We start from the raw sequence: 16953 nt of genomic DNA, 5'->3' as shown, positions 1-16953 counted from the left end.
GAGCGCAGGACGTCAGGAAATATTGCGCGCCCGCCCCTGCCAATAGGGCGCGCGCAGTTCGGTCTTGAGGATCTTGCCCGCCGGCGAGAGCGGCAGCGGCGCCGTGCGCAGTTCGACGCTGCGCGGGCATTTATAGCCGGCGATGCGTTCGCGGCAGTACGCGACGAGCTCGGCCTCGCCCGGCGAGGTGCCGGGGCGCGGCACGATCACCGCGTGGACGCGCTCGCCCCAGCGCGCGTCGGGCGCGCCGATCACCGCGACCTGCGCCACTGAAGGATGCTGCGCGAGCGCGCTCTCGACCCGATCGCGCTGAGCTGTGATGCAAGGGTGCGCTGGCGGACGTTCGGCGCGAGTGTCCTTGGACGCCGGCACTTTCCTGCGTGAAGGGACGACCGCCCGTTGAAATCTGCGCAGCCGGCGGATTCTTTTTCATTCGTCCCTAAACATCGCTTCGTTCCGTCGGATTGGTAATCTGCAGGGCGGCAACTTTCCCGGTCGAGGGAAGGGAAAGCAGTCAGCTCTGCGGCAAGAGTTTGTCGGAGTTGGCCATGGTTGCGATTTTTACGGGTGCGGGCGCGGGTTTCACTCGGGGTTCGGGAAATATCCTGGGTGGCGGCGGGCTGCTCGGGTCCGGGTCTTTCGGTCGAGGCGGCGAGAATGTCTCGGTCAACGCCGCCACCGGCAATCTGCTGATCGCGCAGCAGGACGAGTTTCTGGTCGGCAAAGGCCTCGATATCTCGATCGCGCGGACCTACAACAGCATGGGCGACGCGGTCGACGGCGACAATGGCGACAACTGGCAGCAATCCACGACCCGCCGCGTATTCGAACTCACCGGCACGCTCAATACGGCCGGGAGCACCATCAAGCGGCAGGGCGCCGATGGCGCGGTTATCCTCTATACCTGGAATGCGACCAAGGCGGCCTATCTCTCGACCGACGGCGATGGCGCGCATGACGAGTTGAAGAAGGTCGGCGCGACCTGGGTGTGGACCGAAGGCTCGAGCCGCTTCACCGATACCTACAGCGCCTATGGCACCGACAATTGGCGCATCACCAGCGCGACCGAAAAGGAGTCTTTCGGCCTGACCTACACCTATGTCGCCGACAAGCTCGACAAGGTGACGACCACCAACGGCGAGTGGACGCAATATGGCTGGTCGGGCAACAATATCACGCTGATCCTGACCGGCTATACCGATCTTGCGACCTCGACCGCCGCGACGCTGACGCGGACCCGTTATGCCTATGACGGATCGAACCGGCTGACGAGTGTCACGGTCGATCTCAGCCCCGGCGACAGCGCCATCGCCGATGGAAATACGTTCGTCACCACCTATACCTATGACGGTGCGAGCACGCGCGTCGCCTCGATCGGCACGACCGGCGGCGCGCATCTCGCGATCACCTATGACGGGTCGGGGCGCGTCTATCAGCTGAAGCAGACATCGGTGACCGGCGTCACGCGCGATACGACGCTCGATTATCAGACCAATTACACCAATGTGACGGGGCCCGACGGCCAGGTCACCCGGCTCGACTATGACGCCGCAAAGCGCCTGACCAAGATCACCGCGCCCCCGGCGGTTAGCGGCGCGACGGCGCAGGACATCGAGTTCGCCTATGACGCCGATGGCAACGTCACCAGCGTGACCGACGCGGCGAACGAGGTCACCAGCTACACCTATGATGCCAGCGGCAATGTGCTGACCACCACCGATCCGAATTCGAACGTGGTGACGCGCACCTACAGCGCGAAGAACGAGCTGCTCACCGAAACCCGCGTCGGCTCCGACGCGACGGGCGGCGCGGTCAATCATACGACGCGCTATGCCTATAATGCCGCGTCGCAGCTTCGCTATATCGTCAGCGCCGAAGGCTATGTGACCGAATATGAATGGAGCGGCGCCAACCAATATTGGACGACCGAATATCCGCAGCAAATTTACGACGTCAGCGCGCTCGCGGACAATGCAGCCATCACCGAGAGCCAGTTGACGACCTGGCGCACCACGTTCAACAACACGCGCGACAAGATCACGTACGACCAATTCGACACGCGCGGCAACCTCATCAAGCGCACGCGCTACGGCAGCGGGATCGCCACCTGGGGCAATGGCTCGACCGCCGAGGGCTATTCGGAAAGCTTCTACAGCTACGACCAGGCCGGCCGGCTGCTGTCGCGCAACGACAATGGCGTGCTTGCCGAAACCTTCGTCTACGACGGTCTCGGGCGCGTCACCGCTTCGACCAATCCATCGGCGGGTACGACGACCATCGTTTTCAACGACGGTGCGCTGACGACGACCGTTACCACGGCTACGGGCTATTCGTCGGTCAGCACTTATAACAAGGCGGGCGATCTGCTCAGCGAGGCCCATAGCGGCAGCTATGATGTCAGCGGGACCACCGCTTTCAAATATGACGCCCTCGGCCGGGTGCGGATGATCACGACGCCGCTTGGTGTCGATACCACCGGTAATCCGAACGACTACAACAGTTTCATCCTTTATGATCTTGCCGGGCGCAAGACCGCCGACATCGCCGCCGACGGCAGTGTGGTCGAATATCGCTACGACGTCGCGAACCGGCTCGCCGCGACGATCGCCTATGCGACGAAGCTCAATGCGACGCAGATGGGCAATCTCGCGACCGCGGGGGGCGTTGCGGAAATTGCCACTTACCGCCCGACGGGCATCGCGGCCGACATCTGGAACTGGAACGTCTACGACGACGCGGGCCGCCTGATTCAGTCGATCGACGGCAATGGCGGTGTCGTCGACTTCTTCTACGATGGCTCGAACCAGCTGATCCGGACCGTCGGCTATTCGGCCAAGCTGACCGTCACATCCTTCAAGACGACGCTGCCGACGACGCGCCAGACGGTGACCACGGGCACCGAGGATCGCGTCTCGCGGACCTTCTATGACAAGGATGGTAGGGTCATCGGGGCGTTGAACGGTGAGGGCTATCTCAGCGAGATCGTATACGACAAGGCGGGGCAGAAGGTCGAAGAAATCGCCTATTCGACCAAACCGTCGGCGAACTGGACGACCGCAAGTTTCGACAGCCTCCGTTCCACCGCTGCCCCGACCGCGGCGACGAACCGGCGCATGCACTACGTCTATGATGGTCAGGGGCTCCTGCGCTATCGGGTCGACAATCTCGGATTTGTCAGCAGCTTCAGCTATGATCTGGCGCAGCAGCCGACGACGACGATCAGCTACGCGACGGCGATCAGCCCCACCGACCATAGCTACGCGACGGTCAAGGCTGCAGTGGCGGCGATCGTCAACGACGCGACGGACCGCGAAAGCTATTCGGTCTTCAACAACAAGGGCCAGGTCGCTTACACGATCGATGCCGGCGGGCTGGTCACGGGCTTCGCCTATGACGCCGGTGGCCGCGTCATCAAGACCGTTCAGTTCGCCACGCTGCGCGGCACCTCGACCCTTCCGACGCTCGCCACCATGGACAGCTGGGCGGCCGCCCAGGCAAGCAATGTGTCGAACCGGATCAGCCGAACCTATTATTCGGCGGGCGGCGTGGCGCGCCTTTCGGTCGATGCTGAAGGCTATCGCACGAAGACCGTCTACGACGCCGACGGCAATCTGCTGAGCACGACCCTGTCGGCAACGGCCGTCTCCGTCACCGATGCGACGACGATCTCTGCGCTCGATGCGATGTCCGCAGGCGCGTCGATCACCACCGCTTACGCCTATGATCCGACTGGACGTCTGCTCACCACGACCAATGCCGAGGGCGGCATAACGACTTACGAATATAACGCGTTCGGCCAGGTCGTGAAGATCACCGATCCGCGCGGTCAATCGACCGGCAAGTCAACCTATCATTATTACGACGCGGCCGGCCGCCTGACCATGATTCGCGACGCCGAAGATTATGTGACGCAGACGAGCTACAACAGCTTCGGCGAAGTCGCGAGCGTGACGCGCTACTACAACAAGTCCGCCAGCGCATATAGCACGACGACCGCCCCCTCGGTGACCGCAAACGCAGCGAAAGACGTCGTCTCCTACAATTATTACGACGATCTCGGCAGGCTGACCTACACGGTCGATGGCGAAAAATATGTCACGCGCAGCTATTACAATGGCTTTGGCGAGGTCGCGAAGGTCGTGCGCTATGCGACCACCTACAACGCAACCGCCGCGACGACGATCGCCCAGCTCGACACCAGCTTCGGCGCAGAATCCGTCGCCCCTCCCGGTACTGCCTCGGTCACCGTCTTTGCCTATGACAATGGCGGCCGCGTCATCACCTCGACCGACGCGGAGAGCTGGTTCGAAAGCTATGGCTACGACGTGTTCGGCAACCGGACGAGCGTCGTCGCGAAGTCGAAGGATGAGGCCAAGGCTGCCGGCGGAACGACGATCTACACCTATGACAAGCGCGGCCTGCTGCTGTCCGAGACCCTGCCGATCTCTTCCTATCTCGCCAACGGCTCGGTGCAGGGGGCAATCGTCAACACCTACGGCTATGATGCGTTCGGCAACCGGACGCAGATGGTCGAGAGCGCGGGCCTCGCCGAGGCGCGCACCACGACATTCGAATATGATCGGCTCGGTCGCCTGACGAAGACGATCGGACAGATGCGGACGGTCCTCGGTCAGGCCGATCACACGACGACCGACGCCAGCTTCGTGCCCGAACAGGTGATCGCTTACGATGCCGCCGGCAACGTCACCAGCGTCACGAACATCAACGGCACGACCGACGTCGTGCTGCATCGCACCGTCTATTTCTACGACGACATCGGCCGCAAGATCGTCGAGATCAACGCGGCGGGCACCTATATGCGCTACGCCTATGACGCGAACGGCAATGTCACCAGCACGCGCATCTATGAAACCGCCGTTACCGTACCTGCCAATGGTGGATCGGACACGCTGACCGCGGCAAACCCGCCCGGCACCGTCTTCCGCGAAACCCTGTTCGAATATGACAAGCTCGACCGCCTGACGAAAAGCTCGGTCGTCGCGGCGTCGGGGACGGGCTATACGCTCACCACCGGCAGCTACAGCGGCGGCGTGTGGACGAGCGCGACGACGGCGATCGACCTCTCCTACGAATATGACGCCTTCGGCAATGTCGTGAAGACGATCGACGGCAACGGCAATGCGACCTGGAGCTATTATGATGAGGTCGGGCGCAAGACGACCCAGATCGATGCCCTGAATTACCGGACCGACTGGGCCTACGATACCGAGGGCAATGTCCTCACCGAGACGCGCTACGCCACCGCCACCGCGACGCCGTCGGGCACCGCGACGCCGCCCGCCGTCTCGACGAACGCGGCGCTCGATCGCGTCACCAGCTTTACCTACGACAAGATCGGCAACCGGCTCAGCGAGACACGCAGCGGCATCTTCGTCCACAACGGCAGCGGCGCCAATGAAGCGACCGCGGTGGATGCCACGATCCGCTGGCTCTACAATGGTCTCGGCCAAGTCGTCCGCAAGTTCGAGGCGACCGACGACGCGGCGACCGCGACCGACGACGACAGCCATTCGACGCGCTACACCTATGATGTCGGCGGCCGCCTGATCCAGGAACGGCGCGCGAGCTTCTCGGACTTCGAGGATACGACCCCGACGACCACGCCCAACGCCACGCCGACGGTGGACTATGGCTACAACGGTCTCGGCGACCTGACGCGCACCGTCGCGGCGGGGCAGGGGACGACGCTCGCCCGCGAAACGCGCTATACCTACGGCGCCGGCGGGCTGCTCGCGACGATGACCGATGCCGAGGGCACCGTTCATACCTATTCTTACGATCAGAATGGCACGCTGATCCGCGACGAATATAGCCGCGCCAATTCGGCGGGCTCCACCACGCTCAACGCCATCCTCACCAAGGTCGATATCCTCGGTCGCACGATCGAGCAGTCGGTGGCCGCCTGGACCGGCACGGCCTGGGCGAAGGGCGACATCGCGACCACCGAATATAATATCTATGGCGAGGTGGCGAAGACCGGCCTGAACAGCATCTGGCAGCAGGAAAATAAATATGACGTCGCGGGCCGCGTCTGGGCCACCAACAGCGGCGACGGGGTGTGGAAGGTCTTCGGCTACGACAAGAACGGCAACCAGACGCTGGCGATCGCGCTGGCGGGGGCCGGGGACACGCTGGCCGGCAATAGCTTCGCGACCGCCTTCGGGAAGATCGCGCAGGAAAATGTCAACGCGACCTACACCGTCTACGACAAGCGCGGGCAAGCGACGAGCAGCGTCGAGGAGCAGCGGCGGCTGAAGGCGGGCGCCGATCCCGACGCGGTCCAGACGATCACCACCAGCCGCACCTACAACGCCTTTGGCGAGACCGCGACCGAGACCAACGCGCGCGGCGGCGTCACCGCCTATAGCTACAACAAGATGGGCCGCGTCGTCCGCAGCGAGGGGCCCGCGGCCCAAATCACGCTCGAGAATGGCAAGGAGATCTGGGTCAAGCCGTCGCAGGATTATTATTACGACAAGGCGGGCCGCCTCGTTGCACAGCGCGATGCGAACGGCAGCTATGCCGAAACCGGCACCGACGCCGGCACCGCGACCAGCAAGACGGCGCACACCGGCAACCTCACGCGGCTGACCCTGCTCGCGGGCACCGGCTATGACGGCGGCCAGGCGCTCGTCACGGCCGAGACGCAGGCCGACGGCGGCGTCAAGACGGTCCGATACGACATTCACGGCGACGCCCGCCTGGTCACCGACGCGGAGGGCCGCGAGACCGGGCAGGTCTATGACCGGCTCGGCCGCCTCACGATCCTCACCCACCCCGGCGCGACGGGGCTGCGGCTGGTCGAGCGTTTCGCCTATGACGGCCTGGGGCAGCGGCTGCGGACGTGGAACAACCTCGTCAATCCCGGCAACACCACCGACGGGCTGACCGGCGAGGTGCAGACGACCGATTACGACGTCCAGGGCCGCGTCACCCTGACCCGCGCCTATGGCGGCGACGTCACTTCGACGACCTACAGCTGGACCGCGGGGATCGCGGCGATCTCGGGCACGGTCACCGGCGGCTGGACCGAGACCGTGCGCATGTCGGACAGCGCGGCGAACCTCGCTACCCATTACAAGCAGTCGATCGAGAAGAGCGACATCTTCGGCCGCGTGACCGAGAAGACCGACCTCGGCGCGCATGTGACGACCTATGCCTATGACGTGGCGGGGCGGCAGACCTCGGCGACCTTGGGATCGACGGTGACGCAGTTCACCTGGTTCAACACCGGCCGCCAGGCGACGAGCGTCGGGCTCGCGGGGAGTGCGACCTATCGCTACGACCTGCTCGGCAACCGCAGCTATGAGAAGCTCGAGCTTGGCGGCACCGCGATCAAGGAACAGGCGGCCGATTACGACGTTGCCGGGCGGATGACGCTCTGGTCGGCGACGGGCACCGCGACGACGCCGGCGGCGCACACCTATTATCGTTACGATGCGAGCGGCAATATCCGGCGTCAATATGGGCAGGTTTACGGCCTGTCGGACACCGGCGCGCCGGTCAGCCCGGTGAGCACCGACCTGTGGTTCGCCTTCGACAGCATGAACCGGCTGGTGATCGACAAGGGCAGCCTGTCGGGAACGGCGGGCGCGGTTGGCACGACCATCATCCGGGGATCGGGTACCGCCATCGCCTATAATGAGGCGGGCGACCGCGTCTATTCCGAGCATGGCAATGTCGAGGTGTCGCGCGCCAATGTGTGGCGCCGCACCGCCGGGGGCGTCAACAGCTATCACACCGAACGCGAATATGACGACGGCGCGACCTGGGTCCAGGTGACGATCACCGCGGCGGGCGACCGGCGCGAAAATTACAGCTACGACGCGGCGGGCCGCCTGTCGGGCGTTACGCAGCAGGAATCGACGGTGACCTTCACCGAAGGTACGACGGCGGTTTATGCGGGCGCTCTCGGCTTGTCGCGGACGGCTTCGGTGTTCGGCTACGACCTGATGGGGCGCCAGACGTCGCAGGACGATTATAATGGCCTGGGCACGGCCGTCGTGTACAGCCGCGACCAGCATTATAGTGCCAAGGGCCAGTTGATCGAGGACGACTCATCGACGGTCAAATCCGACGGCGCGACCTATCGTTCGATCACGCGGTTCGATTACGGGTCGGGGTCGAGCTATGCGCTGGGGAGCCTGCTGTTCTCGCAGACGGACAATTACAAGAACGGCAACGACGGGGACTTCACCGACACGGCGACGCGCTACGGCTATGCCTGGTACGACGGGGCGGTGCAGACGCTGATCGAGCACGACAAGAGCTATGCCAACGACTATGTGGCGGGTACGCCGGGCATGGCGCAGGGGGGCAGCTATCCCGCGTTCGGCGTCGAATATACGAGCACATTCACCAACAATGCGCTGGGCCAGCTGACGAGCGTGCTGATTGCCGACGGGATGACCCGGACGGTGAGCTTTACCAACGACGAGGCGGGCCAGATCATCCGGCGCGACGAGACGCGTCCGTCGAACGCGCCGTCGGGTCAGACGGGCAGCCCGCACGAGGTGTGGTACCGCTTTGCCGGGCGGCAGATGTCGTTCACGGGCAACAACGGAACGACGAACAGCGACTATCGCACGACGATCGGCGAGCGGACCGCGACGTCGCCGGGCGGGACGTTCCGGGGCGGGGCGACGGGCGGTCCGACCGCGATCGACACGGCGCTGAGCTACGAGGCGATCAACAGCTATGGGCAGGGCAGCGCGGGGGGCAGCTACCAGGTCCAGTCGGGCGACACGCTGACGGGGATCGCGCAGGCGGTCTATGGCGATGCGAGCCTTTGGTACAAGATCGCCGAGGCGAACGGGCTCGGCGCGAACAGCGCGCTGGTCGAGGGGCAGAGCCTGGTGCTGCCCGCGGGGGTCAGCCGCAACACGCACAATCTGTCGACGCTCAAACCCTACGACCCCGCCGAGGCGATGGGCGACCTCAGCCCGACGACGCCGAAACCGCCGAAGAAGCCCAAGTGCATGCTGCTGCGGCAGATCGTGTCGGCGGTGGTCGCGGTGGTGGCACAGCGGTTCCTCGGGCCGATCTGGGGCAACCTTGTCAGCCAGGGGTTCAACAACCTGATCGGCCTGCAATCGGGGTTCAGCTGGAAATCGCTGGGCATGTCGGTGGTGTCCTACGGGGTGACGCAGGGCCTCGACGGGGCGTTCAACGGCATCCAGAGCTCGTTCGTCCAGGGCGCGCTGCAGGGGGCGGCGTCGAGCGCGCTCACGCAGGGGATCGGCGTGGCGACCGGCCTGCAGAAGAAGTTCGACTTCGTCGGGGTCGCGGCCGCGGGCGTGGGCGGCGGCGTGGCGAACTGGGCCGGGGTGCGGGGCAGCGGCAGCTTGGTGGCGAACACCGTCGGGGGCCTCGCCAACGCCGCGACGCGCAGCGCGCTGAACGGCAACAGCTTCGGCGACAATCTGATTGCCGCGATCCCCGACATCATCGCCAGCACGGTGCATAGCAGCCTGCGCGGCTACTCGGTGCTGGGCGACAGAAAGCCAACCCAAAGTGGCGGGGCCGGCAGCGCCGAGCAGGCGAAGCAGGTCAGCGATGCGACGGCAGGGGCCGACAATGGGTCGCAGGCCGAGGGCCAGACCGTCACCGCAGGGGACAGCATCAGCGATATCGTCGTGACGGGTAGTCTCGGATTGCGGGACGCATTCTGGGCGAACCTGCCGACAAATGTGGCGACAATCGGTCAGCGCAAAGCCAAGCACAGCGGCGGAGGCGGGTCGCCAGCCGTTGCTGGCCTGGCCACGGCAATAAGAATTGCCGACAGCTATGGCATGGATGCCACGCTCGAAACAGGCGCAATAAGCACGAAAATGATTCCGTTCGGTGCTGAAACGCAGTCCATGGCCAGAGGATTTATAGCTTCGGGTCTTAACACGTTGACCGGAAGCGACTTGGTCGACTTCGTCTATATCCGTGCTTTGGCCGATTTTGGTGACGTCTCGGAGATGATATTCCCCACCGCAGCAGACTGGGATCGTTATCTGACAGACACCAGGAAGGTCGTTAAGGCCGGCGGAGAGATCGACACCACGCTCTATTACAGGAAGTCAGAGCGCGTCAGCGCATTCAACCAATTGCGAGCCCAATTCCTCAACACCGAGGTCGGAACTGCCGTTGCGTGGGGGACGGAAGGAATGAGCATGGGCCTCGTCGGCCTTACAGACTCTGACGGTGTGCTCGACATCCTTGCAAGGCGGAATCCCAACTCCGCCTTCGGCGGCTATGTCTTGGGTTCGATCGGCCTGCCCAGCGGGCTACTCGGTAAATCTGCCGGCAGGGAGATCGCTGGGGATGCCGTCTCTTATGTCGATGAACTGGCGGAAGCGGCACAGAGGGGCGGCGCCGATCTCGTCGCAAGTCGTCCCTCGATCCTATCAGATGCCAGCCTTTCGGTCGAAGAACTCACATACGCAGCAAAGCAGTTCGCGAGGAAGGAGGCGTCAATCCTTCGAGCGGCTAATCGTGGGGAGCTCGTATTCTCGCCCGGAACGAGCAGTGTGCGCATCGAGTCGCTTCAAGCAGCCTATCGCGATGCGGTCGCGGCGCGTTTTGAGGGCATATTTGGAAAAACGTTAGATATGAGCAAGCTGAATGCAGATCACCCTGTTGATCTGATAATTGGAGGTTCTCCAACCCAGGCCTTGAGAATGCTCAACGAATCCGTAAACAAGAGTGTGGGCTCGGCGTTGAGGCAGGCCGCAAAACGGGCGGGCTTGCAGCCGGGTGATCCGATTAGGTCGATTAGATTTCAGTGATGGGATACAGAGATGGAAATATCGACCGATACAGCTACGATTTGTATATTTGACAAGGCTTGTCTGGAGCACCGGAAGGACGATGTTGGCGACTGGTGGTCGCTTCCTCAGAACGAATTGGGAGAAGCTATTGCAGGGAACGCCTTATTTCTGAATGTCGGTGAGGATGGGACTTACGAAGTAAATATGTCTTCAGATGATTTTTACTCGGATCACGAATATGGACTTACTGTGAAGTCCGGTGAACTGTTCGTTGGGCCCGGAGAAGAGGCTTCGGGTGGCGGATTTGAGCCTGACGGTTCATGGGGCGGCGGGTTTGTGAGTTTGAATCCCGGAAATTATATGTGTAAGATTAGGCGTCAAGGCAGGGTGATCGACATTTTTCTATTTCTGGGGGGGGATGGTCGAAACTCAATTACCGAGCTAATTAGAATTTAATTCGAATCGCGGTGATAGGTACATAAACCTCGGATTACGGTGACAGCTCGGATTACGGTGACAGGTGCATAAACCCCTAAACTATATTTGGGGATTTATGCACCTGTCACCGTAATTGTAATTCCACCAGAAGGACTGGGCACTAGCCATCGAGTTTTGGTTACTGGCAGTTATTATTGACGGCTCGCATATCGAGCATCGTCTCGGTCATTCATTTCTGATCGGCAGAGAAGCCACGTATGGAATTGACAGTTCGCCATTTTCTTTTGCCACGTAGTTTGCTAAGTGCCTACGTCTCCAAAGAGCTGCACAAGCCGGGGCCACATCGTGGAAGGGTTGCATGGACAACACTGGGAACGAGGCGGAGGAAATCCGCGCGGTGATTGATCGCCTGCGCGACGAACTGGCCATACTCGATCGACTGGGGCAAAGCGTTGCTGCGGCAGCTCTAACCCACGTACTCGACCTCTTGGGCGACGAGCGCGGAAAACTAGTAAGGGATGACTTCGCTGACCAGAAGACCTGTCGCTCAGATTAGCTGGGGGTTTTTTTGTAGATCCGCCAATTTGTCGAAATATTTGTCCATGTTCAATCTGGCATGTTCCGTCAGCGCGACGAAAATGCGGCGGCCATCATTGGGATCCGACGACCGTTTGAACAACTCTGCTTCTTCCATGATTGTGATCCAACGGAGTGCAGTGGTCGCCGGCACGCAAGCGGCGATGCAGAGACTACTGATTGCGACATTCTGGCGCTTATAGTGCGCGATGTAGAGGTCGAGCAGCATATCCCACGCAGGATCATGAAACAGGTCAGTCGGCAAAAATTCCTCACGAAACCGACGCTCGCGATAGAGCCGTCTCGCCATCTGAGCGCGACCATGTTCGAATGAAACCGGAACAAGGGGGTGCGGCTTTTCGGAAACTCCCTGTTGCCGATAACTAATGGCATCCAGCATCGCCGAGAGGCGATATACCTCGCGTCTGATATGCTCAAAATCTGGTTCGTGCCAAGGCATCGAACTCTCGCTTGTTTTTTCCCCGCGATTCTCTTCGTAGTGCGTAGCCATGCCCCCAACCCCCTATGGCACGTTATCCACAGGCAATATGTCCAATGTCGGGTTTGATTACCCCCACATTAAGCACCAATTTGGCAGCAATAGCAATATACTTGAGTTAAGATCATGATCTAACAACGCATATGCTTGTAGGTTTTGATATCTACGCAAGTTAATTGCGCGCCGAATCGGATCAAATCGAATAGTACCACTAAGCAAGCTGGGAATTGCGGGAATTACGGTGTCACCGTAATTCCCCCGTAATTCCCCGTAATTCAACGCCAAGGGGCAGGTGGCGTCGGACGATGTGGCGACGCGACGCGGCGCGACCGCAACGGGACCGAGACCGACGCACCTAGCGCGCTCGACCCACCGCACGCCCATTGACTCCGCGGCCGCCTTCGTCTGTCTCGAATCATGGTTAACGCCGCGCGAATCGCGGCTTTCGGGGCGGTGACGGGGGACAGGTGGAACAGGGGCAGGCACTCGATTTGCTCGATCAGATGCTGTGGAACGCGGTGCTGCTGGCGTTGCCGGTGCTGCTCGCGACATTGGTGGTCGGGCTGATCATCTCGATCTTCCAGGTCGCGACGCAGATCCAGGAGATGACGCTCTCCTATGTGCCGAAGATCCTGACCGCGGCCTTCCTGCTGATCGCGCTCGGGCCGTGGATGCTCGGGCGGCTCACCGACTGGGCGCGCGAGCTCTACCTGTCGATCCCGACGCTGGGCCAATAGGCGGGTTCGCAGCGCTTCGTGGACGATTTCACCCGGCAGATATTGGCGATCCTCTGCGTGTCGCTGCGCATCGCGCCCGCGCTCGCCTTCGCGCCGCCCTTCACTTTGGTGCGCGTGCCCGTCACGGTGCGCGTGCTGATGGGCTTCGGGCTGGCCGTATGGATGGTCGGCACCTGGCCCGGTCGCACCGCCGCGCTGGTCGATGCGGCGCCGTCGCTGATGGCGCTGGCGATGGGCGAGCTGGTCATCGGCATCGCCATCGCGCTGGCGCTGCAGCTCGCCTTCGCCGCGGTGCTGTGGGCGGGGCAGACGCTCGACATCCAGGCCGGGTTCGGGCTGGCGATGGTCGCCGACCCGACGACGCAGGCGCAGATGCCGCTGGCGGGCACGATCCTCGCCTATGCGACCGCGGCGGTGTTCTTCGCGGGGTCGGGGCCGTTCGACCTGCTTGGCGTGTGGGCGGCGTCGCTCGACGTCGTGCCGATGGGCGCCGCGCTGCGCCCCGATCTCGGCGCGATGGCACAATTGATGGGGGCGCTGTTCGGCATCGCCATCGGCCTCGTCGGCATGGTGATGATGGCGCTGTTCCTGCTCGACCTCGCCATCGCCTTCATGTCGCGAACCTTGCCGCAGATGAACGTGCTGCTGCTCGGCTTTCAGGTGAAGGCGATCGCGATGCTGCTCTGCCTGCCGATCGCGATCGGGGTGTCGGCGGCGCTGTTCCTCCGCCTCATCCGCCTCGCGCTCGGCGATGCGCTCACCCTTGTCGCGGTGCCCTGAGCGATGGAGGGGCAGGAACAGAACCGCACCGAGGAGGCGACGCCTTTCAAGCTCAAGCGCGCGCGCGAAAAGGGGCAAGTCGCGCGCGGCATGGACCTGGGCTTCGTCGGCAGCCTGGTCGCGCTCATCTTCTTCGCGCTGGCCGCGGGGGCGGGGTTTGCGGTGACCCTGGCGCAGATCATGCGCCGCTCGCTCACCGTCGGCATCGACCGCGCCGGCGACACGCTGGACCTGCTGGCGATCGCGGGCGCCGCGCTGCGCGAGGCGCTGTACCCGCTGATGCTGCTCGGGGTGGCGCTCATCGTCATACTGATCGTGCTCGAACTCATCCAGCTGCGCGGCTTCATCTTCACGCTGCAGCCGCTGAAGCCCGATTTCACCAAGCTCAATCCGGCGCAGGGCCTGAAGCGCCTGTTCTCGCTGCGGATGCTCAAGGAGACGATGAAGAATATCGTCAAGATGGCCTGCTACGCCGCGGCGACCTGGCTGGTGATCACCGGAGCGATCGCAAGCTTCGGGGGCGGGCTGGCCAGCACCAACAGCGTCGTGCGCGCGCTGACCGACAGCGCGGGCCAGCTCATCATGGCCTTTCTGGGCCTCGCCATCTTCTTCACCATCGTCGACCAGCTGATCGTGCGCCGCGAATTCCGCCGCCAGATGCGGATGAGCCGCCGCGAGCTGACGCGCGAGGTCAAGGACCGCGAGGGCGAACCGCGGATCAAGCAGAAGCGCAAGCAATTGCACGCCCGGATGGTCGAGCAGGCCAAGGGCCTCGGGCGCGTCGCCGGTGCCGACCTGCTGGTGACCAATCCCGAGCATTATGCGGTCGCGCTCTTTTATGACGCCGAGACGATGAACGCACCGGTCGTCCGCGCGCGGGGCCGCAACCGGTTCGCGCAGTTGATGAAGCGCAAGGCGCGCCTCTCGAACGTTCCGATCTTCGCCAACCCGCCGCTCGCGCGGGCGCTGTTTCACGGCCATCAGGTCGATCAACCCGTGGGCGCCGATCATTATCGCGCGGTGGCCGCGCTCTACATCGGCCTGCGCCGGCAAGGCGCCGCCGCATCGCCCCATCAGGAAGACCCCGCATGACGCGTCTGTTCGGCCGCAACAAGGATCTGCTGCTCGTCGCGGGGTTCGTGCTGATCCTCGTCATCCTGTTCGCGCCGATTCCGCCGGCCTTCCTCGATCTCGCGATCATCATGAACTTCGGCCTCGCGCTTACGATCATGCTGCTGACCTTCTATGTCGCGAAGCCGGTCGATTTTTCGACCTTCCCGTCGCTGCTGCTCGTCGCGACGCTCTACCGCCTGTCGCTCAACGTGGCGGCGACGCGGCTGATCCTGACCGGTGCCGACGCCGGCGAGGTGATCGATTCGATCGGCGCCTTTGCCGTGCAGGGCAATTTCGTGATCGGCCTCGTGGTCTTCTCGATCCTCGTCGTCGTGCAGTTCATCGTCATCACCTCGGGCGCGCAGCGCGTGTCCGAGGTCGCGGCGCGCTTCACGCTCGACTCGCTGCCCGGCCAGCAGATGAGCATCGATGCCGATCTCAACATGGGGCTGATCGACCAGAATGAAGCCGCGGCGCGGCGCAAGAATCTCGAGAAGGAAGCCTCCTTCTATGGTGCGATGGACGGCGCGTCGAAGTTCGTGAAGGGCGACGCGGTCGCGGGCATCATCATCGTATTGATCAACATCATCGCCGGCCTCATCGTCGGGGTCGTGCAGATGGGCATGAGCTGGGGCCAGTCGCTCGAGCATTTCGCGCTGCTGACGATCGGCGACGGCATCGCGACGCAATTGCCCGCGCTGATCATCTCGATCGCGACCGGGATCATCGTCACGCGCTCGGCCTCGGATCGCGAGCTCAGCACCGAAATCTTCACCCAGCTCTCTTCGGTTCCGCGCATTCCGTTGATCGTCTGCGGCATCTTGCTCGCATTGATGCTGCTGCCCGGCATGCCGAAATGGCCGATCGTGCTGATCGGAATACTCGCGCTTGCCGCGTGGGTGCGCATCAGGCGGCGGGTTCGGGCCGAGGCCGCATTGGCCGAAAACGAAGATGGCGCAGGCGGCATCGTCGAGGCGGCATCGCTCGGGGAGACCGCGCCGATCGAAATTCTGCTGGGCAGCGAACTTGCGACCTACTGGGCGGACCGCCGCGCGCTGCTCCTCGACCGGATCGCGGCGACGCGCATCGCGCATGAAAAATCCTTCGGCATCGCCTTTCCCAACGTACGGTTGACTGACGCGTCCGATCTGGGGTCGCAAGACTATCGAATCCTTTTGCACGGAACGACTTACGGGTCGGGCCGGATCGTTCCCGGCCATATCTTCACGGTACGGCCCGGCGGCGAGGGGGAATTGGTCGAAGGCATCGATGCGACCGATCCCGCCTTCGGCTTGCCCGGACGCTGGGTGGATGCCGCGCGCGACGTGGAGGCGCGCGCCAAGGGGCTGACGATCATCGACGCCGAAACCGTGCTGATGACGCATTTCGCGGAGGTCATGAAGGCCGAAGTCGCGACGATGCTGACCCGCGCCGCAACCGCGCGCCTGATCGATCTCGCGCGCGAACGACAGCCGGGCCTGGTCGAGGAACTGGTCCCGAACATCATGACGATTTCGGATATCCAGCGGGTGCTTCAGCACCTGCTCGCCGAGCGGGTATCGATCGCCAATATCGAGCTGATCCTCGAGGTTCTCGTCGACGTCGCGCGGACCGAGCGCGACCATGTCATGCTCACCGACCTCGTGCGCCGCCATCTCAGCACCAGCATCTGCAACGGCCTGCGCGGCAGCCACAGCCATCTCGCGGTGATCAGCCTCGATCCGCGCGTCGAAAACCAGATCGTCGCCAGCAGCGCCGCAGGCGGCGCGCAATCGGCGATCGGTCTCGAACCCAAGCTCGCTGACCAGCTGCTGCGCAATCTGGCGCCGGCAGCGGAGACGATGCTGCGGCAGGGACGCTCGCCCGTGCTGCTCTGCGCCGCGCAGATCCGGCGCAATCTGCTGCGGCTGACCCAGCGGGCCATCCCGCAGCTGTCGATCCTCGCGATCGAGGAAATCCCACTGCGCACCGCGCTTCAGTCGTTCCAGGTCGTGAAGCTCGACAATTGATGCAGCCTCGCGGATCGTCTTTT

9 protein-coding genes are annotated in these 16953 nt (G+C 63.1%); 7 read left to right on the top strand and 2 right to left on the bottom strand.

Features of this window, described 5'->3' with window-relative positions; translation table 11 throughout:
• Positions 1 to 12: 12 nt before the first annotated feature.
• Complete coding sequence (locus AC1RNQ_RS00240; protein ID WP_493167966.1) at positions 13 to 372, bottom strand: AMP-binding enzyme; 360 nt, start codon at positions 370 to 372, stop codon at positions 13 to 15.
• Between the two features lie 176 nt (positions 373 to 548).
• Here AC1RNQ_RS00240 and AC1RNQ_RS00235 point away from each other — a divergent pair, with 176 nt between their 5' ends.
• The 3 genes from AC1RNQ_RS00235 to AC1RNQ_RS00225 all read left to right on the top strand — a co-directional run bounded on the left by AC1RNQ_RS00235 (position 549) and on the right by AC1RNQ_RS00225 (position 11772).
• On the top strand, positions 549 to 10796 hold the full coding sequence (locus AC1RNQ_RS00235; RefSeq protein ID WP_493167965.1) for a LysM peptidoglycan-binding domain-containing protein: 10248 nt from the start codon (positions 549 to 551) through the stop codon (positions 10794 to 10796).
• A gap of 12 nt (positions 10797 to 10808) precedes the next feature.
• The gene (locus AC1RNQ_RS00230; protein WP_493167964.1) at positions 10809 to 11234 is read left to right on the top strand and encodes a DUF6386 family protein; all 426 of its coding nucleotides are present in this window, start codon (positions 10809 to 10811) and stop codon (positions 11232 to 11234) included.
• A gap of 340 nt (positions 11235 to 11574) precedes the next feature.
• Positions 11575 to 11772: a hypothetical protein gene (locus tag AC1RNQ_RS00225; RefSeq protein WP_493167962.1), complete on the top strand. Its 198-nt coding sequence runs from the start codon at positions 11575 to 11577 to the stop codon at positions 11770 to 11772.
• On the opposite strand, the gene AC1RNQ_RS00220 is transcribed toward AC1RNQ_RS00225, so the two are convergent.
• A complete protein-coding gene (locus AC1RNQ_RS00220) occupies positions 11764 to 12303 on the bottom strand; it encodes a winged helix DNA-binding protein (RefSeq protein WP_493167961.1) in 540 nt (179 codons plus the stop codon). The genes AC1RNQ_RS00225 and AC1RNQ_RS00220 overlap by 9 nt on opposite strands.
• A 455-nt stretch (positions 12304 to 12758) precedes the next feature.
• Here AC1RNQ_RS00220 and fliQ point away from each other — a divergent pair, with 455 nt between their 5' ends.
• Genes fliQ through AC1RNQ_RS00200 form a run of 4 tightly spaced genes read left to right on the top strand, consistent with a single transcriptional unit; the run spans position 12759 to position 16930 of the window.
• Positions 12759 to 13028: a flagellar biosynthesis protein FliQ gene (fliQ, locus tag AC1RNQ_RS00215; RefSeq protein WP_493167959.1), complete on the top strand. Its 270-nt coding sequence runs from the start codon at positions 12759 to 12761 to the stop codon at positions 13026 to 13028.
• A gap of 18 nt (positions 13029 to 13046) precedes the next feature.
• Positions 13047 to 13808, top strand: coding sequence for a flagellar biosynthetic protein FliR (locus AC1RNQ_RS00210; RefSeq protein WP_493167957.1), 762 nt, complete (start codon positions 13047 to 13049; stop codon positions 13806 to 13808).
• Between the two features lie 3 nt (positions 13809 to 13811).
• A complete protein-coding gene (locus AC1RNQ_RS00205; RefSeq protein ID WP_493167955.1) occupies positions 13812 to 14900 on the top strand; it encodes an EscU/YscU/HrcU family type III secretion system export apparatus switch protein in 1089 nt (362 codons plus the stop codon).
• A complete protein-coding gene (locus AC1RNQ_RS00200) occupies positions 14897 to 16930 on the top strand; it encodes a flagellar biosynthesis protein FlhA (RefSeq protein WP_493167953.1) in 2034 nt (677 codons plus the stop codon). Before AC1RNQ_RS00205 ends, AC1RNQ_RS00200 begins: the two co-directional genes overlap by 4 nt.
• The last annotated feature ends 23 nt before the right edge of the window (positions 16931 to 16953 follow it).

The sequence above is a fragment of the Sphingopyxis sp. GW821-FHT12F08 genome (genome assembly GCF_058806755.1).
Note: the sequence above shows the minus strand (reverse complement) of the source record. Positions and strands in the feature narration are given on the sequence as shown.